This is a genomic window from Paraburkholderia sp. NPDC080076 (genome assembly GCF_050281145.1).
In the GTDB taxonomy this organism is placed as follows: Bacteria; Pseudomonadota; Gammaproteobacteria; order Burkholderiales; family Burkholderiaceae; genus Paraburkholderia.
In genome coordinates, this window is record NZ_JBNNWQ010000004.1 from 159,700 (window position 1) to 179,238 (window position 19,539).

General features: G+C 62.4%; 12 protein-coding genes. 7 read left to right on the forward strand and 5 right to left on the reverse strand.

The annotated features are described in order from the left end of the window. The first annotated feature begins 135 nt into the window (after positions 1-135). Positions 136-942 carry an IclR family transcriptional regulator gene (locus ACQKRQ_RS17775; protein WP_132373822.1) on the forward strand — a complete coding sequence of 269 codons (807 nt, stop codon included), beginning with the start codon at positions 136-138 and terminating at the stop codon, positions 940-942. A 101-nt stretch (positions 943-1,043) separates the two neighbouring features. Here the strand turns inward: ACQKRQ_RS17775 and pbpG are convergent, their stop codons facing one another. Beyond that, on the reverse strand, positions 1,044-2,228 hold the full coding sequence (gene pbpG / locus ACQKRQ_RS17780) for a D-alanyl-D-alanine endopeptidase (protein ID WP_427478492.1): 1,185 nt from the start codon (positions 2,226-2,228) through the stop codon (positions 1,044-1,046). A gap of 772 nt (positions 2,229-3,000) precedes the next feature. On the opposite strand from pbpG, the gene ACQKRQ_RS17785 reads away from it, so the two are divergent. Further along, a complete protein-coding gene (locus ACQKRQ_RS17785) occupies positions 3,001-3,573 on the forward strand; it encodes a phasin family protein (RefSeq protein ID WP_095418901.1) in 573 nt (190 codons plus the stop codon). 357 nt (positions 3,574-3,930) lie between these two features. On the opposite strand, the gene lpdA is transcribed toward ACQKRQ_RS17785, so the two are convergent. The 3 genes from lpdA to aceE all read right to left on the reverse strand — a co-directional run bounded on the left by lpdA (position 3,931) and on the right by aceE (position 10,425). Next, positions 3,931-5,727 carry a dihydrolipoyl dehydrogenase gene (gene lpdA / locus ACQKRQ_RS17790; protein WP_427478494.1) on the reverse strand — a complete coding sequence of 599 codons (1,797 nt, stop codon included), beginning with the start codon at positions 5,725-5,727 and terminating at the stop codon, positions 3,931-3,933. Between the two features lie 262 nt (positions 5,728-5,989). Beyond that, positions 5,990-7,642, reverse strand: a complete 1,653-nt coding sequence (gene aceF / locus ACQKRQ_RS17795; RefSeq protein WP_427478495.1) for a dihydrolipoyllysine-residue acetyltransferase — start codon at positions 7,640-7,642, stop codon at positions 5,990-5,992. Positions 7,643-7,728: 86 nt separating this feature from the next. After that, a complete protein-coding gene (aceE, locus tag ACQKRQ_RS17800; RefSeq protein WP_427478497.1) occupies positions 7,729-10,425 on the reverse strand; it encodes a pyruvate dehydrogenase (acetyl-transferring), homodimeric type in 2,697 nt (898 codons plus the stop codon). A gap of 275 nt (positions 10,426-10,700) precedes the next feature. Between aceE and fixL the strand changes: the two genes are divergently transcribed. From fixL to folD, 5 genes are all read left to right on the forward strand, one after another. Beyond that, entirely contained in the window at positions 10,701-13,217 is a 2,517-nt protein-coding gene (fixL, locus tag ACQKRQ_RS17805) for an oxygen sensor histidine kinase FixL (RefSeq protein WP_132376838.1), read from the forward strand. Continuing rightward, a complete protein-coding gene (fixJ, locus tag ACQKRQ_RS17810) occupies positions 13,214-13,858 on the forward strand; it encodes an oxygen response regulator transcription factor FixJ (RefSeq protein WP_006051254.1) in 645 nt (214 codons plus the stop codon). Before fixL ends, fixJ begins: the two co-directional genes overlap by 4 nt. Positions 13,859-14,426: 568 nt before the next feature. Beyond that, positions 14,427-15,812: a DUF3300 domain-containing protein gene (locus ACQKRQ_RS17815; RefSeq protein ID WP_427478500.1), complete on the forward strand. Its 1,386-nt coding sequence runs from the start codon at positions 14,427-14,429 to the stop codon at positions 15,810-15,812. 19 nt (positions 15,813-15,831) lie between these two features. Next, positions 15,832-16,773: a DUF2950 domain-containing protein gene (locus ACQKRQ_RS17820; RefSeq protein ID WP_427478501.1), complete on the forward strand. Its 942-nt coding sequence runs from the start codon at positions 15,832-15,834 to the stop codon at positions 16,771-16,773. Positions 16,774-17,124: 351 nt separating this feature from the next. Then, complete coding sequence (folD, locus tag ACQKRQ_RS17825; RefSeq protein ID WP_132373816.1) at positions 17,125-17,985, forward strand: bifunctional methylenetetrahydrofolate dehydrogenase/methenyltetrahydrofolate cyclohydrolase FolD; 861 nt, start codon at positions 17,125-17,127, stop codon at positions 17,983-17,985. Between the two features lie 121 nt (positions 17,986-18,106). On the opposite strand, the gene ACQKRQ_RS17830 is transcribed toward folD, so the two are convergent. After that, a complete protein-coding gene (locus ACQKRQ_RS17830) occupies positions 18,107-19,222 on the reverse strand; it encodes an acyltransferase family protein (RefSeq protein WP_427478503.1) in 1,116 nt (371 codons plus the stop codon). Positions 19,223-19,539 lie beyond the last annotated feature (317 nt).

Sequence of the window (19,539 nt, forward strand, 5' to 3'; positions counted from 1 at the left end):
CGCACAATACCAACGGCCAGAAGGCATAGGACGAAAGCGGCTGAAATTGGAATTGGCGTTCCAATCGCTTTCCTTCTTTTCACAATACGGGATACAATCAATTTCCGCTGTTTGACGCGTCAACCGATTCCTCCCATGAGCGACACGAACCCGGATCCCAAAACTTCGATCCAGGTGATCGAACGCATGATGCGCTTGCTCGACGCACTCGCTGCGCATAGCGACCCGGTCAGCCTGAAAGAACTCGCCATCCGCACGGAGCTGCATCCGTCCACCGCGCACCGCATCCTGAACGACATGGTGATGTGCCGGCTGGTCGACCGGTCGGATCCCGGCACCTACCGTCTCGGCATGCGCCTGCTCGAACTGGGCAATCTGGTGAAGGCGCGCCTGTCGGTGCGCGACGCGGCGCTCACGCCGATGCGCGAACTGCATCGTCAGACGGGCCAGACGGTGAATCTGTCGGTACGTCAGGGCGACGAGATCGTCTATATCGAACGTGCTTATTCCGAGCGTTCCGGCATGCAGGTGGTGCGCGCCATCGGCGGACGGGCGCCGTTGCATCTGACCTCGGTAGGCAAGTTGTTCCTCGCCGCCGACGAATCCACTCGCGTGAGGGCCTACGCCACGCGCACCGGCTTGTCGGGCCACACGCAGAACAGCATCACCGACCTGACCAAACTGGAGCGCGAGCTCTCGCACGTGCGCCAGCAGGCCTGCGCGCGCGATAACGAAGAGCTGGAACTCGGCGTGCGCTGCATCGCCGCCGGCATTTACGACGACACCGGCAAACTGGTTGCCGGTCTGTCGCTGTCGGCGCCGGCGGATCGCTTGCAGGATTCCTGGCTCGGCCAGCTTAGCCAGACGGCGCTGATGATCTCTGCGTCGCTCGGCTACCGGCCGCAACCCGCGCAGGACCATTCGCATAGCCATCACGCGTAGCCCGGCGCTGGGCTTACGCTCAAGAAACAAAAAAGCCTCGCAACTGCGAGGCTTTTTGTTTTCATGCGGCCGGTCCGGAAACCGGCCACCGAACCAACGCTTCAGGTACCCGGACCGCTGGCGTCCGCACTAGTAATCCGCGCCTCGCCGCCGCCGTTATCCAGCCACGTGCGCAGACGCGTGGCGTCCGCGAACCGCGAGTACTTACCCGACGAGTCGAGCAACACCATGATCATCGGACGGCCGTGAATGGTCGCCTGCATCACGAGGCACTCACCCGCTTCGTTGATAAAGCCGGTCTTTTGCAGACCGATGTCCCACGTCGGGTTACGCACCAGCGCATTGGTGCTGTTGTACGCCAGCGAGCGCTTGCCGGTGTACACCTCGTAGCTGTGATCGGTCGAGAACCTGCGGATCACCGGATACTGATACGCCGCGTTGACCATCTTCACGAGGTCGCGCGCGCTCGATACGTTCTGACTCGTCAAACCCGTGGGGTTTTCAAAGTGCGTGTCGGTCATGCCGAGCTGCTTGGCCTTCGCGTTCATGGCCGCGAGGAACGCCGGACGGCCGCCCGGGAAATAACGCGACAGCGCCGCGGCCGCGCGATTTTCCGACGCCATCAGCGCGATATGCAGCATGTCTTCACGCGAGAGCACCGAGCCCACCGACAGACGCGAGCCGGTGTTCTTTTCGTAATCGCGGTCTTCGTCCGTGACTTCGATCTGGTCGGTCATCGGCTCTTTCGAGTCGAGCACCACCATCGCGGTCATCAGCTTGGTGATCGACGCGATCGGCACCACGGCGCGCGAGTTCTTGTCGAACAGCGACTCGCCCGAGTTCTGATCGATCACGTAGGCGACGCTCGAGCGCAGCATGAGCGCGTCCGGCGTTTCGTGCAGACCGAAAGCCTGGCCGACGCTCGGCTGACGCGGTTCGTACGCAATGCGGCGCACCACCGAGTGGTGACGGCCGTTCGACGTGTACGTCACGCGCTTGCGCTTGACGCCCGCGCGCGGCGCGTCGTCGTCAGCGGCTACGGTTTTTGCAGCCGCGGCTTTGGTCGATTTCGAGGCCTTGCCCGACACCTTTTCAGGAGCGGCAGCCGGCTTCTTGGCCGCTTTGGCGTGTTTGGAGGTTTTTGCAGGTGCATCGGGCGTGGCGGCAAAAGCGCTCACGGGCGTGGCGAACGCCGCCGCGATGACCATGGAGGCGGCCACCGACAGAGCGGTGCTGCGGGCCGCGCCGTGGATCACTTTTAGCGACGAAAACATGTCGGTTTTCATGGGTGTTCGGTAGGGAGCGGCGAGAGGTTTCCGCAAGTGTAGTAAAACAACGAAAAATTAGCAATTTGAAGCACTTATACGCGCTCCTTAAACCGGCTTGTAAGCTCCGATCGCAAAAACACGAATAAGTGCCGTGCATCGATCGAAAAAAACGATCGCCGGCACGTTACGCCTCGCCGCTGCCGCCATACGCCGGAATCGAGGTGATTCTTCCAGCATAACGGCAATTTCGAGACAACCTTGATCAGGGGAAATACGGTCAGAGCACGGGCGGTCAAACTGCCAGTGCAACAGCACGCGGCAGCAGTCGCGCAGCGAAGTTGTTAAACGCCTGCTGCAGACCGCAACGCGCATTCGACCAGCATGAAGCATTAACGTTCCGTGACACTTTCCGGTTTACACCAAATCGGCCTCCGAAGACTTTTTTAACAATTGCCGGATGTTAGCGTCCCCACTCAGCCCGCGTTTGTCGGTCAAATTGACCTTACAATTCAGTAATAAATACGGCATGATTAGGCACCGGCGCGGTGCGGCGGTTAAATCGACCTGCGTCATAAGGATGTCATGCCGATCGCATAACACTATGTTTTATCAGTAGTTTCTTAATATTGTGCGACGCACAAAAAGCGCTTGACATTCTTTGCAACCATCCTAAAATGGGAACCATTGCTGCGATGCACAATACATCGCGGTCCGGCGGGACGCACCCATGTGTCTCACCATTCACCCAATGCGGTCCGCACAGACAGACCGCGATCCAGGAGCGTAAACCATGACTCTGCTGACCCCCGAGCAATTCGCCGCAGCCCAGAAAGCCAACTTTGAAACGTTGTTCGGCCTGACGACCAAAGCATTCGAAGGCGTCGAAAAGCTGGTTGAGCTGAACCTGCAAGTCGTGAAATCGACGCTCGCGGAAAGCCAGGAAAATGCTCAACGCGCCCTGTCGGTCAAGGACGCGCAAGAATTGCTGGCTCTGCAAGCAAGCCTTGCACAGCCGGTGGCTGAAAAGGCGCTGTCGTACGGCCGCCACGTGTATGAGATCGTTTCGGCAACGCAAGGTGAATTCACCCGCGTCGCGGAAGCGCAATTCGAAGAGCAAAACCGCAAGGTCCAATCGCTCGTCGAGAACGTCGCCAAGAATGCACCGGCTGGTTCGGAAACCGCTGTCGCCGTGATGAAGTCGGCTATCACCGCCGCTAACACCACGTACGAAACGGTTCACAAGGCAACGAAGCAAGCTGTCGAAATCGCTGAAAGCAACTTCAATGCAGCTGCAACGGCCGCATCGAAGGCAGCTTCGCAAGCCGCCGCGCAAGCATCGCGCTCGGCCAAGAAGGCAGTCTAAGCTTCAGTCTCAAGCATCACTCTGCAGGCATCACCCAACGCCGGCACAGCTCGAACGCTGTGCCGGCGTTACCGCAAGCAACAGCGTCGTGTCGTTGCCGCTCACACGGTGTTAATTGGCCGAACGCTCCGATACGTTGAACGGCGTATCGTTTGCCCGGCGAAAGGCCGGGATTTTTTTACCCGACGCTTTTCGCCGTCGCCCGAGTCGTTCAGCATGTATTGATGACGCCGTCGTCGCGCGGCAACCGCCCCACTCTGCTGCCCAAAGAAAAAAACGGCGCGCCCTTTGCGGGGCGCGCCGTTTTTATTTGCATCATCGAATCCGCCTGCACGAATGCAGACGGACCGAATCGCCCTACTTCTTTTTCTGCGGCGGCAGGTCGGTACAGACGCCTTCGTACAACTCGGCGGCCATGCCGATCGATTCGCCAAGCGTCGGATGCGGGTGAATCGTCTTACCGATATCCGTTGCATCCGCGCCCATCTCGACCGCGAGACAGACTTCGCTGATCAGGTCGCCCGCATTCAAACCGACAATCCCTCCGCCGATCACACGATGCGTTTCCTCGTCGAACAGCAGCTTGGTGAAGCCTTCGTCGCGGCCATTGGCGATTGCGCGGCCCGAAGCGGCCCACGGGAACACCGCCTTGCCGTATTTGATGCCTTCGGCCTTCAACTGATCTTCCGTCTTGCCGGCCCACGCCACTTCCGGATCGGTGTAAGCCACCGACGGAATCTGCAGCGCGTCGAAGTAGGCCTTTTCGCCGTGTGCGACTTCGGCGGCGACGTGCGCTTCATGCACGGCTTTGTGCGCCAGCATCGGCTGACCGACGATATCGCCGATCGCGAAGATGTGCGGCACGTTGGTGCGCATCTGCTTGTCCACGTCGATGAAGCCGCGATCCGTCACCGCGACGCCGGCCTTGTCCGCGCCGATCTTCTTGCCGTTCGGCGAACGGCCGACGGCAACCAGCACGAGGTCGTAGCGTTGCGCTTCTGCCGGGGCCTTCTCGCCTTCGAACGACACATAGATGCCGTCGTCTTTCGCTTCGGCCGCCGTGGTCTTGGTCTTCAGCATGACGTTGGCGAAACGCTTGCTGTTGTACTTCTCCCAGACCTTGACCAGATCGCGGTCCGCGCCGGCCATCAGGCCGTCGAGCATTTCGACCACGTCGATCTGCGCGCCGAGCGTGGCGTACACCGTGGCCATTTCCAGCCCGATGATGCCGCCGCCGATCACCAGCATGCGTTGCGGAATTTGCCGCAGTTCGAGCGCGCCGGTCGAATCGACCACACGCGGATCTTCGGGAATGAACGGCAGCTTTACCGCTTCCGAGCCCGCGGCGATGATCGCCTGCTTGAACTTGACGACCTTCTTGCCGCCCTCGACCTGCACTTCCATATGATGCGGATCGACGAACGAACCCGTGCCCGTCACGACTTCGACCTTGCGCATCTTCGCCATGCCGGCGAGACCGCCGGTGAGCTTCTTGACGACGCCCGACTTGAAGTCGCGCAGCTTGTCGAGATCGATTTGCGGCTTGCCGAACGTGATGCCGTGCGAGCCGAGCGCTTCGGCTTCGTCGATCACCAGCGCCGTGTGCAACAGCGCCTTCGACGGAATACAGCCGACGTTCAGACACACGCCGCCGAGCGTCGAGTAACGTTCGACCAGCACCGTCTTCATACCCAGGTCAGCAGAACGGAACGCCGCCGAATAGCCGCCGGGGCCCGAACCGAGCACGAGCATGTCGCACTCGATATCCGCGTTGCCGGAGAAGCTACCGGCTTGCGGAGCGGGCGCAGCCGCTTTGGCCGGAGCCGCCGCCTGCGGTTTTGCTTCCGCTTGAGCGGGCGCTTTCTCAGGTTCCTTGGCCGGAGCCTTCGGTGCATCTTTCGCGGGAGCCGCGTCCGCCGATGTTTCGACGAGCGCGATCACCGTGCCTTGCGAGACTTTGTCGCCGGCTTTGACGCGGACTTCCTTGACCGTGCCGGCGGTATCGCTCGGCACTTCGATGGAGGCCTTATCGGACTCGAGCGTCATCAGCGCCTGCTCGTTCTCGATGACGTCGCCCGCTTTGATATTGACTTCGATGACATCGACATCCTTGAAGTCACCGATATCCGGCACTTTTACTTCGACGAGACTCATTAGTGTCCCCTTCTCTTATTGATCGTGATGAGACGAACGCACTTCACTTCGGCCTGAAGGCTGGCGACGTCCTGGACAGAATCAGCCTTTGCTGTCCGCCCAAGGACGCGCCTTTCTTTTGCCTACTTTTCTTTGGAAGACAAAGAAAAGTAGGTGCCGCCCCGCACAGGGGCAACACTAATAGACCGACATGAATGCAAGTTCAACGAGAGACGCGGATAACAAACAAAAAACCCGCGCCCCACGCAACCCAATCACCACATCAAAGAATCACACGCCGGAAATCGGCAAGAAGCGCCCCAAGATACGCATTGAACCGCGCCGCCGCAGCACCATCAATCACACGATGGTCATACGACAAAGAAAGCGGCAAGATCAGACGCGGCACAAACTGCTTGCCGTCCCAAACCGGCTTCATCGCGCCACGCGACAACCCGAGAATGGCGACTTCAGGCGCATTGATAATCGGCGTGAAGTTCGTGCCGCCAATGCCACCCAAAGAAGAAATCGAGAAGCACCCACCTTGCATCTGATCCGGCTTGAGCTTGCCATCGCGCGCAGCCTTCGACAGCTCCGCCATTTCCTTGGCGATCTCGATCAAACCTTTCTTATCCGCATCGCGAATGACCGGAACGACCAGACCGTTCGGCGTATCAGCCGCAAAGCCGATATGGAAGTACTGCTTGAACACCAGGTTATCGCCGTCGAGGCTGGCGTTGAACGTCGGGAACTGCTTCAGGGCGGAAACCACCGCCTTGATCACGAAAGCCAGCATGGTGATCTTCACACCGGCCTTTTCGTTTTCCTTGTTCAACTGCACGCGCAGCGCTTCGAGATCGGTGATATCCGCTTCGTCGTTGTTCGTGACGTGCGGAATCATGACCCAGTTGCGATGCAGATTGGCGCCCGAAATCTTCTTGATACGCGACAGCGGCTTCGGATCGATCGGACCGAACTTCGTGAAGTCGACCTTCGGCCACGGCAGCAGATTCAGCTCTCCGCCACCCGCGGCAGCCGGTGCGGCAGCGCCAGCCGGCGCGGCCCGCTGGCCGGTCATGACGCCCTTGATGAAGGCGGTCACGTCGGCTTGCGTAATGCGGCCTTTCGGACCCGTGCCCTGCACCTGCGTCACGTCGACGCCGAGTTCGCGCGCGAACTTGCGCACGGACGGCGATGCATGGCTCGCATGGCGCGCGCCGCCTTCGCCGGCCGGAATCACCGGTGCCTGGGCGAGCGCCGACGGAGCCGCCGGAGCCGGCGACGGTGCAGCCGGCGCGTCGGACGGCTTCTCGACCTCCTGCCTGGGAGCCGGAGCCGGCGCAGCCGCGCCGCCTTCCGCTTCCACGACCACGATCACCGAGCCTTCCGACACGGTATCGCCGACCTTGACCTTCAGTTCCTTGACGATGCCGGCAGCCGAGCTCGGCACGTCCATGGTCGCCTTATCGGATTCGAGCGTCACCAGCGACTGCTCTTTCTCGACGCGATCGCCGACCTTCACCGCGACTTCGATCACGGGAATGTCTTTGTAGTCGCCGATATCCGGCACTTTGACTTCCTGCAGACCGCCGCCGCTCGCAGCGGGAGCGGGTGCCGGCGCAGCCGCGGGGGCCGCAGCAGGTGCCGCCGACGGAGCCGGAGCCGCAGCAGGCGCAGGAGCAGCCGCGCCACCTTCAGCACCTTCCAGCACGACGATCAACGAACCTTCCGACACGTTGTCGCCGACCTTGACCTTCACTTCCTTGACGACGCCGGCGGCCGAGCTCGGCACGTCCATGGTCGCCTTGTCCGATTCCAGCGTAACGAGCGATTGCTCTTTTTCGACGGTGTCACCCGCCTTCACCAGCACCTCGATCACAGGAATGTCCTTGTAATCGCCGATGTCCGGCACCTTGACTTCGATCGCTTGACTCATTGTTAGTGTCTCCTGGGCCGCGCACGCGGCCTGCCCCTGGCGATCAGGGGCGGGCGCGCACGCCATGGCACACGGGGAATGATGCCTTAGACGGTCATCGGGTTGGGTTTGGCGGGATCAAGGTCGTACTTCTTGAGCGCCTCGGCGACTACCTTGCGTTCGATCGTGCCTTCATCTGCGAGTGCATTCAACGCGGCAACCGTGACCCAGTAGCGGTCGACTTCGAAGAAGTGGCGCAGCTTTTCGCGCGTGTCCGAACGGCCGTAGCCATCCGTGCCCAGCACGACGAACTTCTGCGGCACGAACGCGCGGATCTGTTCGGTCAGCGCGCGCACATAGTCGGTCGAGGCGATGACCGGACCTTGTGCGTCCTTGAGCAGCTTCTCGACGTGCGAGAGCTTCTTTTCTTCGGTAGGGTGCAGCAGGTTCCAGCGCTGCACTTCGTGGCCTTCGCGAGCCAGTTCGGTAAAGCTCGGCACGCTCCACAGATCGGCGGCGACACCCCAGTCGTTCTTCAGCAGATCGGCGGCGGCGATCACTTCGTTGAAGATCGTGCCCGCGCCCATCAGTTGCACGCGCGGCGCCTTCTTGTCCGCTTCGGCCTTGCGGAACGAGTACATGCCCTTGATGATGTCGGCCGCTACGGATTCGCCCTGCGGAATCGCCGGGTGCTCGTAGTTCTCGTTCATCACCGTGACGTAGTAGTACACGTCTTCCTGATCCGCGACCATGCGGCGCAGGCCGTCCTGCATGATGACCGCGAGTTCGTAACCGAACGTCGGATCGTAGCTGATGCAGTTCGGCACCGAAGCCGCCCACAGCAGCGAGTGACCGTCTTCGTGTTGCAGGCCTTCGCCGTTCAGCGTCGTGCGGCCGGCCGTGCCACCCAGCAGGAAGCCGCGCGAACGCATGTCGCCCGCCGCCCATGCCAGATCGCCGATGCGCTGGAAGCCGAACATCGAGTAGAAGATGTAGAACGGAATCATGATCTCGCCGTGCGTCGAGTAAGACGTCGCGGCTGCGATCCAGTCGGCCATACCACCGGCCTCGTTGATGCCCTCCTGCAGAATCTGACCGGTTTCCGACTCACGGTAGAACATCAGCTGGTCGGAATCTTCCGGCACGTACTTCTGGCCTTCCTGATTCCAGATACCGATCTGGCGGAACAAACCTTCCATACCGAAGGTACGCGACTCGTCCGGCACGATCGGCACGATGCGCTTGCCCAGCGCCTTGTCTTTCAGCAGGATGTTCAGGATCCGCACGAACGCCATGGTCGTGGAGATCTCGCGGCCTTCGCCCGTGCCCTTCAACAGCGGCTCGAATGCCGACAGTTCCGGCACCGGCAGCGACTCGGCCTTCTGGCGACGCGCCGGCAGATAGCCGCCGAGGTCCTGACGGCGAGCACGCATGTACTCCAGTTCCTTCGAACCTTCTTCGAACTTGAGGTACGGCACGTTGACAAGGTCTTCGTCGGCGATCGGCAGGCGGAACTGGTCGCGGAATTTCTTCAGCTGATCCACGTGCAGCTTCTTCTGCTGGTGGGTGATGTTCATCGCCTGGCCGGCTTCGCCCATGCCGTAGCCCTTGATCGTCTTCGCGAGAATGACGGTCGGCTGGCCCTGCGAATTCGACGCTTCCTGGAACGCTGCGTAGATCTTGTGCGGATCGTGGCCGCCGCGGTTCAGGTTCCAGATTTCCTCGTCGGACCATTCGGCGACCAGCGCCTTCAGTTCCGGCGTGTTGAAGAAGTGTTCGCGCACATACGCGCCCGACTCCGACTTGTACGTCTGGTACTCGCCGTCGACCACATCCATCATGCGGCGCATCAGCGCGCCCGACTTGTCGCGTTGGAACAGCGCGTCCCAGCGGCTACCCCAGATGACCTTGATGACGTTCCAGCCGGCGCCGCGGAACTCGCTTTCCAGTTCCTGGATGATCTTGCCGTTTCCGCGCACCGGACCGTCGAGGCGCTGCAGGTTGCAGTTGATCACGAACACGAGGTTGTCGAGCCGTTCGCGGCCGGCCATGCCGATCGCGCCGAGCGATTCCGGCTCATCCGTCTCGCCGTCGCCGAGGAAAGCCCAGACCTTGCGGCCGTCGGTCTTCGCAATGCCGCGCGCCTGCATGTACTTCATGAAGCGCGCCTGATAGATCGCCATGATCGGGCCGAGACCCATCGAGACGGTCGGGAATTGCCAGAAGTCCGGCATCAGCCACGGGTGCGGGTACGACGAGATGCCCTCGCCGCCCACTTCCTGACGGAAGTTGTCGAGCTGGTTCTCGGTCAGACGGCCCAGCAGGAACGCGCGCGAGTAGACGCCCGGCGACGAGTGGCCCTGCACGAACACGAGATCGCCGCCATGTTCGGCCGACGGCGCGTGCCAGAAGTGGTTGTAGCCGACGTCGTACAACGTGGCGGCGGAAGCGAACGAGGCGATGTGGCCGCCGACGTTGGTGTCCTTGCCGGCGCGCAGCACCATCGCGATGGCGTTCCAGCGCGTGTACGAGCGGATACGGTGTTCGAGGTCCTGATCGCCGGGGATCTTCGCCTGACGCGAAACCGGGATCGTATTGATGTAAGGCGTGTTGGCCGAGAACGGCAAATGTTCGCCGTGCACGCGGGCGAATTCAATCTGTTTCTCGATCAGGTAGTGAGCGCGATCTGGGCCCACAGCAGAAATCACGCCATCCAGCGCTTCAAGCCATTCGCCGGTTTCCTGGGGATCGTCGTCTTTTTCAGCAGCGACATATTTCATGACTTCGTCGGGTACAGCGGACATGCTCGTCTCCTGGATGTAGAGGAACGCTCTTTGAACAGACGACGCGGACGAAGCACGGCCGCGGCAGCTTCGGCCGATTGTAATAAGGGTCCCGACGTCCACGCAACAAAATTTTCGAATTACGAGATCGAATCTCATAATGCGAAAAATTGTTGCGGCGCAACCTGATTTGACTGCCGATCGACGGATACGTTGGCTAGTTTGCGCCGATTAATGGTCCTTTCCGCGCTTTTTTGCGCCATTTGCTAGCTTCACGCTGCGCTACAATGCCACGCATGTTGACCGAACGGCTTTTCGCACGCTCGGCGCGCACCGCCGGTTCGCCCGCGGATTCGACGCCGTCCTCCCGCTGGCACCACGGACCGTGGTGGTCCAATTCCTATTTGCTCACGCCGCTCCTGTCGATCCTGGTCTTCCTGGTCGTCATGAGTCTGATTTTGTGGAGCCTGAACCGGCGCGAACAGCAACAGCAGGAAGACACGCTTTACCGTAATGTCGCGTGGGCGCAGCAGCAGATCCGCCTGTCCATGACCGGCGCGCAGGAGCAGATCCAGGCGCTCGCGCGCGATCTGGTCGCCGGCCACGCCGATCCGCATTCGTTCCAGGTGTCCACCACGGACATCATGCAGGGGCATCCCGAGATCCTCTACATGAACTGGTACACGAGCCAGCAACAGCCGCGCTGGCCCAATACCGCGCTGCCGGTGTTCGGCCAGCGTCTGGCCAAGCCGAACGACACGCAGATGGACGAAGCCGTCAAAGCGGCCTTCGCCGAGGCGCGCAACACGCGCCGCCAGGTGTATTCGCCGCTCATCTACGACGACCTAGGCAACGGCTACATCACGCTGCAAACGCCGGTGTTCCGCGACCGCGACTTCCTCGGCACGATCGCCGCCGTCTTCTCGGTGGAAGGGATCCTCAAGCACGACATCCCGCCTGAGCTGTCCGCCAAGTACAAAATCTCGATCATCGACGTGAACAACCGCGAGTTGACCACCACGTCGACCCGCCCGCGCCTGCCGCGCGACATGTTCTACGATCTGCCGCTCGACCCGCCGGGCCAAGGCGTCTCGGTGCGCGTCTACGCGTTCCCGCAGATGACCAACTTCACCAACAACACGCTGGTGTGGCTGGTGGCGGGTCTCTCCTGTTTCGTGTTGTGGAGCCTGTGGAGCTTGTGGAAACACACGCGCCAACGCTTCGAGGCGCAGCAGGCGCTGTACGCCGAAGCGTTCTTCCGTCGCGCGATGGAAAACTCCGTGCTGATCGGCATGCGCGTGCTCGACATGCATGGGCGCATCACCCACGTCAATCCGGCGTTTTGCCGCATGACCGGCTGGGACGAAAGCGATCTGGTCGGCAAGAACGCGCCGTTCGCCTACTGGCCGCGCGACGCTTACCCCGAAATGCAGCGCCAGCTCGACATGACGCTGCGCGGCAAGGCGCCCTCTTCCGGCTTCGAATTGCGGGTACGCCGCAAGGATGGCTCGCTGTTCCATGCGCGTCTCTACGTGTCGCCGCTGATCGACAGTTCGGGCCGCCAGACCGGCTGGATGTCGTCGATGACCGACATCACCGAGCCGAAGCGCGCGCGCGAAGAACTCGCCGCCGCGCACGAGCGCTTCACCACGGTGCTCGAAAGTCTCGACGCCGCCGTCTCCGTGCTGGCCGCCGACGAAGCCGAACTGCTGTTCGCCAACCGCTATTACCGGCATCTCTTCGGCATTCGCCCGGACGGTCATCTGGAATTGGCGGGCGGCGGGTTCGATAGCGCACAGGCGTCGTCCGATTCGATCGATATGGTGGATACCTACGCCGGCCTACCCGCCGCCGCGTTGACCGAAAGCACCGCCGATGCGCAGGAAATCTACGTGCAGAGTATCCAGAAGTGGTTCGAAGTGCGCCGCCAGTACATTCAGTGGGTGGACGGCCACCTCGCGCAGATGCAGATCGCAACCGACATCACGACCCGCAAGCAGGCCCAGGAGCTGTCGCGCCAGCAAGACGAGAAGTTGCAGTTCACCAGCCGTCTGATGACGATGGGCGAAATGGCCTCGTCGCTCGCGCACGAACTGAACCAGCCGCTCGCCGCGATCAATAACTATTGCTCCGGAACCGTGGCACTGGTTAAATCCGGTCGGACGACCCCTGACAATCTGCTGCCAGTGCTCGAAAAGACCGCCCAGCAAGCGGTGCGCGCGGGCATGATCATCAAGCGCATCCGCGAGTTCGTGAAGCGCAGCGAGCCGAAGCGGCAAGCCACGCGCGTGGCCGATATCGTCGCCGATGCCGTGGGTCTGGCCGAAATCGAGGCGCGCAAGCGCCGCATTCGCATCGTCACGGATCTGCGCTCGCGCCTGCCGGTGATCTACGTCGACCCGGTGCTGATCGAGCAGGTGCTGGTCAACCTGCTGAAGAACGCCGCCGAAGCGATGGCCGAAGCCCGTCCGAATGCGGTCGATCCGGTGATCCGCGTAGTCGTGAGGCTGGAGAGCGGGTTTGTCTGCATCAGCGTCGTCGACCAGGGACCGGGCGTCGACGAAGCGACAGCCGAGCGGCTGTTCGAACCGTTTTACAGCACCAAGTCCGATGGTATGGGCATGGGGCTGAACATTTGCCGTTCGATTATCGAATCGCACCGCGGCCGTCTGTGGGTGGTCAACAACGTCGAATCTGACGGCCACATCACAGGCGCCACGTTCCATTGCAGTCTGCCTATTGGAGAGCCTGATGGCCCGAGCAACGGCGGGACACAGGCGCCGACACCACAAACCGTTACGGGAGAGCTATGAACAGCCCAGTCACCACACAGGAAACTGTCTTTGTCGTCGATGACGACGAGGCCGTGCGAGATTCGCTGCGCTGGCTGCTGGAGGCGAACGGCTACCGCGTGCAATGCTTCTCCAGCGCCGAGCAGTTCATCGACGCATGGCAGCCGCATCAGCATCCGGGCCAGATCGCGTGCCTGATTCTCGATGTGCGGATGTCCGGCATGAGCGGGCTCGAGTTGCAGGAACGCCTGATCGCCGACAACGCATCGCTGCCGATCATTTTCGTGACGGGCCACGGCGATGTGCCGATGGCCGTGTCCACGATGAAAAAAGGCGCGATGGACTTCATCGAAAAGCCGTTCGACGAAGCCGAGTTGCGCAAGCTGGTCGAGCGCATGCTCGACAAGGCGCGCAGCGAAAGCACCAGCGTGCAGCAGCAGCGCGCCGCGGCAGAACGTCTCGGCAAGCTGACCGCGCGTGAGCATCAGGTGCTCGAGCGCATCATCGCCGGCCGCCTGAACAAGCAGATCGCCGACGACCTCGGCATCAGCATCAAGACGGTCGAAGCGCACCGCGCGAACATCATGGAAAAGCTCAACGTCAACACGGTCGCCGATCTGCTGCGACTGGCGCTGTCGAACAAGCCGCAACCGGCGCAATAAGCCTCGCACGGCGGCGCTTACCCCGAAGGAGGGCCCTTTGGGGAACTCGCCGCCACACCAGAAGTGACTGCGTGCCAACGGCCGGACTATCGAAGAGTCCGGCCTGTTTCGTCCTCTTTTTCCCTCCTCATTACCCTCCCCTCTATCGCACGGCAATCACGACGAAGCGCGTGATTTCGACGCACCTCGCGGGAGCAAAATAATACGCATTGCTCAGCAATTACTTACGCCAATCCGCAACAGGTTCTTTCCTCAGACAAGATTGACGGATTCGGACGCGCCCCTTAATTTACGCAGAACTCCTTAGCAGACAGCGCCGATGCGACGATCGACGCGGGAGTGACTTGCTGCGATACGCCGCATGCGGCATCGCCTGGTGATGCGAAACAATTAGAGCGGTTCGAGCGCTTTTACACGGCATCGTGCCGTGCCGATCGAGCCGTCCGACCACCCACCGGACACCGGCCCGACTCGCCATTTCCTCGCCGTATTCCATCGCGGCGAAGCGACGCAGCCCGTGCTGCGCACCGACGTCTCGTCGTATAAACCCCACCGGGAGGAATTCATCGTGAAACGATCCGGAGCACACCGCTCGCGTGTGATGCTTGTTTGCGCCGTTCTTGCGGGAGCGCCGCTATTCGTCGGACTGGCCGCGCCGGACTTCGTCCATGCGCAAGGCACAGCGAAAATGTCGAACCAGCAACTCGATTCGCTTGCCGCGCCGATTGCCCTTTATCCGGACGCCCTGCTCGCCCAGGTGCTGATGGCCTCGACGTTTCCGCAAGACGTGCAGGCGGCGGCCATATGGTCCAGAGTCAACTCGACGCTGCAAGGCGACAGCGCCGTCAAGGCAGTCGCGTCCGAGCCGTGGGATCCGAGCGTGCAGTCGCTCGTTGCCTTCCCGCAGGTGCTCGCCACCATGGCCTCGAAAGCGGATTGGGTCACGCAACTCGGCAGCGCGTTTCTCGCCCAGCCCAGCGACGTAGTGGACTCCGTGCAGCGTCTGCGCAGGCAGGCACAGGCCGCGGGCAATCTGAAGACGACGTCGCAGCAAACGGTCGTGGTCGAACAGAGCACGATTCAGATCGTGCCGGCCAATCCGCAAGTAGTGTACGTGCCGACCTACAACCCGACCGTGGTCTACGGCGTGTGGCCTTATCCCGCGTATCCGCCGGTGTATGTACCGCCGCCGCCCGGTTATGTGATCGGCACCAGTTTCGTCGCGGGCCTCGCGTTCGGCACCGGCGTCGCGGTGGCGAACGCGCTGTGGGGCGGCTTCGACTGGAACTCACATGACGTCAACATCAACGTGAACCGGTACAACACTATCAATGTGAACAACCGGATCAACGTGAATGGCAGCACGACGAACTGGAATCGCAACACCAACATCAATCGCAACGTCGGCAACGCGAATGTCAATCGCGGCTTGAACAATAACGTCGGCGGCGCACAGCGCGATGCGTATCGCGGCCGCGACGACGCCCGCGCCCGGGCGCAGCAGACGCTGCAAAACCGCACTGGCCAGAATCTGGGCGGCAGCGCGAGCCAGCGTGTGCAAGGCATTCATCACGGCGGCACGGCGAACCCCAAGTTGCAGAACCGCGCGCAGAACGTCAATCGCGACAACGCGCTGCGCGGCGCCGGCGACGGCAAAGCCGCGCGACAGGACACGCAACGCGGCCAGGCAAGCCGTGATGCGCTCGCCGGCCGCGGTGGTCAGCAGCATGCGGGCGGCACGACCGGCGCAAATGCCAGCGGCCTGCAGCGCGCAGGCGAAGGTCTCGCCGCAAATGGCGGCGGCCAGCAACACATGAGCGGAAGTCTCGGCGCGAACAGCGGCGGTGTCCAGCGTAACGGCGGCACCGCCGGTGTGGGCGGAGGCTTGGGCGGCGGAGGCGGCGGCCTGGGCAGCGGCGGAGCAGGCGAGCATCACTTCGGCCGCAATCGTTGAACAAAAAAGGAGAAGTCTGATGATGCGTCCATTCTCTCGGGGCAGGCTGCGTGCCCAGGTCCTGATACTTGCTATCGCGCTCAGCAGCACCGGCGCACTGCTGCTGGCGCCGGCGCTGCTAATCAGCGCGATCCCCGCTCATGCCCAGGCGATCTATCCCAGCGCGGACGACGCCGCCAATGCCTTCGTCGAAGCCCTCGCCCGCAACGACGACGATGCCCTCAAGCGCGTGCTCGGCGGCGATTTTCATCGCTTCATTCCAACCGAAGGCATCGGGGAGGACGACATCTATCAGTTCCTCGGCGAATGGTCGAAAAACCATCAGATCGTCGAGGACCCCGTCATGGACAAGGGGCGCGCCACCGCGCATCTGACGGTCGGCTACAGTGGCTGGACCCTGCCGATTCCGCTCGTGCAGTCGGGCAACGGCTGGCGTTTCGATCCGCCGGCGGGACGCGACGAGATGCTGACACGGCGCATCGGCCGCAATGAACACGCCGCGATCCTGACCTCGCTCGCTTACCTCGATGCGCAGTACGATTATCGCAACCTCACCCAGCACTATGCACAGCGCTTCGTCAGTACGCCGGGCCAGCACGACGGCCAGTACTGGACGACGGCGCCCGGCGAAGCGGAAAGTCCGCTTGGGCCGCTCGCTGCCACGATGCCCGACGGCACGCAGCCTGAGGAGGCGTATCACGGCTATCACTTCCGCATTCTCACGGCACAAGGGGCGCACGCTAAGGGTGGCGCGAGGAACTACGTCGACAACGGCGTGCTGAGCAAAGGGTTCGGACTGATCGCATCGCCGGCCGACTATGGCAAGACCGGCGTGATGAGTTTCATCGTCAATCAGGACGGACAGGTGTATCAGAAGAATCTCGGGCCGCGAACCGCACGCGCGGCGGCGGCGATCACATCGTTCGAGCCGGGCTCGGGTTGGCAGCCGGTCCAGCCATAGCAAGTCGCGTTTGACAGCTTTGCCTCCGCCCGCCGCACCAGGCGGCAGGCGCGGCCCCGAATACGCGTCTGGCGGCGCACCCGCTGCCGCCACCGTTCCAACCGGGCATCCGTCCCACCATGTGAGGCACGCGCGGCCGGCATCCGTAGCGCTGCCGCACAGCCTGGAATCCGTACGCGGCGCACCTGGCAGGGCCGGTATAATGTCGCACTTTGCAGCGCTGCTTAACCCCGATTCGCGCCGCGCCCTTTTCACGTGCCGACCCATTCCCGTTGAAAAGCGCCATCGCGCGCGGCACGCACAAGCGTCTGCGCCCTGCCCCGCTTTCCAAACTGCCCATCTCGACCGACCATGACTGCCAAACTGATCGACGGCCTAGCCCTTTCCAAGACCCTGCGCGCCGACGTCGCCGCGCGCGCCGCCGCCCTCACCGCTCGCGGCCATCAGCCGGGCCTCGCGGTGGTGCTGGTCGGCGACAATCCGGCCAGCGAAGTCTACGTGCGTAATAAAGTGAAGGCGTGCAACGACAACGGCCTCGGCTCGTCGTTCGACCGTTATCCGGCCGACCTGCCGGAAGCCGAGTTGCTCGCACGCATCGACGAACTGAACCGCGACCCGCGCATTCACGGCATTCTGGTGCAACTGCCGCTGCCGCCGCATATCGACAGCCACAAGGTGATCGAAGCGATCGCGCCGGAAAAGGACGTCGACGGCTTTCACGTTGCCAACGCCGGCGCGCTGATGACCGGCCGGCCGCTGTTCCGCCCGTGCACGCCGTACGGCGTCATGAAAATGCTCGCCGCTTACGAGATTCCGCTGCAAGGCGCGAACGCGGTGGTGATCGGCCGCTCGAACATCGTCGGCAAGCCGATGGCGCTGCTGCTGCTCGAAGCGGGCGCGACCGTCACGATCTGCCACAGCAAGACGCGCGACCTGGCCGCTCATACGCGCAACGCCGACGTGGTGGTCGCCGCCACCGGCTTGCGCAACATCCTCACGGCGGAGATGGTGAAACCGGGCGCGGCGGTGATCGACGTCGGCATGAATCGCGACGAAGCCGGCAAGCTGTGCGGCGACGTGGATTTTGCGGGCGTCAAGGAAGTGGCCGGCTACATCACGCCGGTGCCGGGCGGCGTCGGCCCGATGACCATCACCATGCTGCTCGTCAACACGATTGAAGCCGCCGAACGCGAAGCGGCAGCGAACGCGTAAACGGCGGGAGAAAAGCCGGCGAAGCACCTTCGCCGGCTTCAGGACCTAGCGGCCCTGGCGGCGTCTTGGCAAACCCTCCAAGTCAATCGGCACCGGCCGCGGACCTCATACTCAGCACATCTCAGCGCACCGCCTGATCGCCAGCCGGCATGCCCGCGGCTACCTGCGTCGACGGCCGCGCGAGACGCCCGCGGCACCACTTCAGCACCGGCCGCTCCACGAAGTGCCACGACAGCGCCGCGCACAAAAGAATAAACGGCGCGGCAATCAACACCGCCGCCACATGGCTCAACTGCGGCGCGATGTTCGCGACGCATTGCTGGACCAGGAAGCCGTACAGATAGATGCCGTACGAGTAATCATGACGCGGCACGAAGCGCCGCAGAAGCGGTGTCGTCCCGACCCACAGCACGCCGTACACGAAGGCCAGATAGAACAGCGGCTGCGCGCCGGCGGTGTCGCGGAACACCAGGAACACCATCGCGAACGCCAGCGCCGCCAAGCCGTTGATGTCGATCCGCTCACGCCAGCCATACAGCAGCATGCCCAGCATGAAAAACGGCTGCGGCCAGAACGAATAGCCGTCGGGCGTTTCGCTGAAATCGCGCAAGCCGATCTGCCAATGCGCGTGATCCACGTTCAGCATGAATGTGGCGCAGCCGAGCGCGGCCGCGAGCACCACGCCACGCGAGTTGGACAGCAAACCCACCATGCCGGTCACCAGCACGAGCAGATAGCAGCGCACTTCGACCGGCAGCGTCCAGAGCGGTCCACAGATGTCGACGGGATAGCGGTTGTGCTCGAACACGCCGGGCAGCGCCCAGCCGGCCGACCGCACGATAGTCGAGAAGTTGTCGAGGTTGGCCCAGGTCATGCCGGAGGCAAAATACTCGCGCAGCGTCAGCGTCGTAAAGAGCGGACCGACGATGAACACCGTCACCAGCGACCCTGCCGCCACCGCCGGCCACAGGCGCGCGATGCGCAACACGGCGAAGCGCGGCACCGAGCGTTGCCGGTCGAAGCTGGCGGTCACCAGCATGCCGCTCAGCAGGAAGAAGGCGTAGACGCCCAGCGCGCCGAAACCGTCGAAACCCAGCGCGTTCTGGACCCAATCGGTGCTGCCGTCGGGAGCCTGCAGCACGTACGAATGGCCATACACGACGGCAATGGCGGCCAGCAGTCGCACGAGATCAAAATTGTTGCCCTTGTGCGATAGAGCGTCCGAAAGCGGATTCATTGATACCTCTTTGCAAAAAACGCCGCTGACCGGTAGCGACGCTCCACCTTGCCGCATAGCAGCAATCGGGACCGTGCGCTTTCGCACAAAGCGCAGCGGCGCGTTATTGCCGCGCGCGGCGCCGCCCGGCCTGTCCGGCACGCGCACAAGGCCGCGACATCTGATAATTTGTCTGCCGACGGATTGGAATCGGCGCGCCCTGCCCCAATAATGTCTGTATCGGCCGTTATGGGGCGTCATTGCACGCGCTCCGAAGGAAGTCCCCTTGGGGGGATGCCCGTCGATGCACCGATTACCCGTTCACCCGCGTCAGACAG

What these genes read in the sequence shown, in the direction of transcription:
- pbpG (WP_427478492.1), bottom strand. Translation starts at nt 2,228, where the DNA reads ATGAAAACCGACATGTTTTCGTCGCTAAAAGTGATCCACGGCGCGGCC.
- aceF (WP_427478495.1), bottom strand. Translation starts at nt 7,642, where the DNA reads ATGAGTCAAGCGATCGAAGTCAAGGTGCCGGACATCGGCGATTACAAG.
- ACQKRQ_RS17775 (WP_132373822.1), top strand. Translation starts at nt 136, where the DNA reads ATGAGCGACACGAACCCGGATCCCAAAACTTCGATCCAGGTGATCGAA.
- folD (WP_132373816.1), top strand. Translation starts at nt 17,125, where the DNA reads ATGACTGCCAAACTGATCGACGGCCTAGCCCTTTCCAAGACCCTGCGC.
- fixJ (WP_006051254.1), top strand. Translation starts at nt 13,214, where the DNA reads ATGAACAGCCCAGTCACCACACAGGAAACTGTCTTTGTCGTCGATGAC.
- ACQKRQ_RS17820 (WP_427478501.1), top strand. Translation starts at nt 15,832, where the DNA reads ATGATGCGTCCATTCTCTCGGGGCAGGCTGCGTGCCCAGGTCCTGATA.
- ACQKRQ_RS17785 (WP_095418901.1), top strand. Translation starts at nt 3,001, where the DNA reads ATGACTCTGCTGACCCCCGAGCAATTCGCCGCAGCCCAGAAAGCCAAC.
- ACQKRQ_RS17830 (WP_427478503.1), bottom strand. Translation starts at nt 19,222, where the DNA reads ATGAATCCGCTTTCGGACGCTCTATCGCACAAGGGCAACAATTTTGAT.
- lpdA (WP_427478494.1), bottom strand. Translation starts at nt 5,727, where the DNA reads ATGAGTCTCGTCGAAGTAAAAGTGCCGGATATCGGTGACTTCAAGGAT.
- aceE (WP_427478497.1), bottom strand. Translation starts at nt 10,425, where the DNA reads ATGTCCGCTGTACCCGACGAAGTCATGAAATATGTCGCTGCTGAAAAA.
- fixL (WP_132376838.1), top strand. Translation starts at nt 10,701, where the DNA reads ATGTTGACCGAACGGCTTTTCGCACGCTCGGCGCGCACCGCCGGTTCG.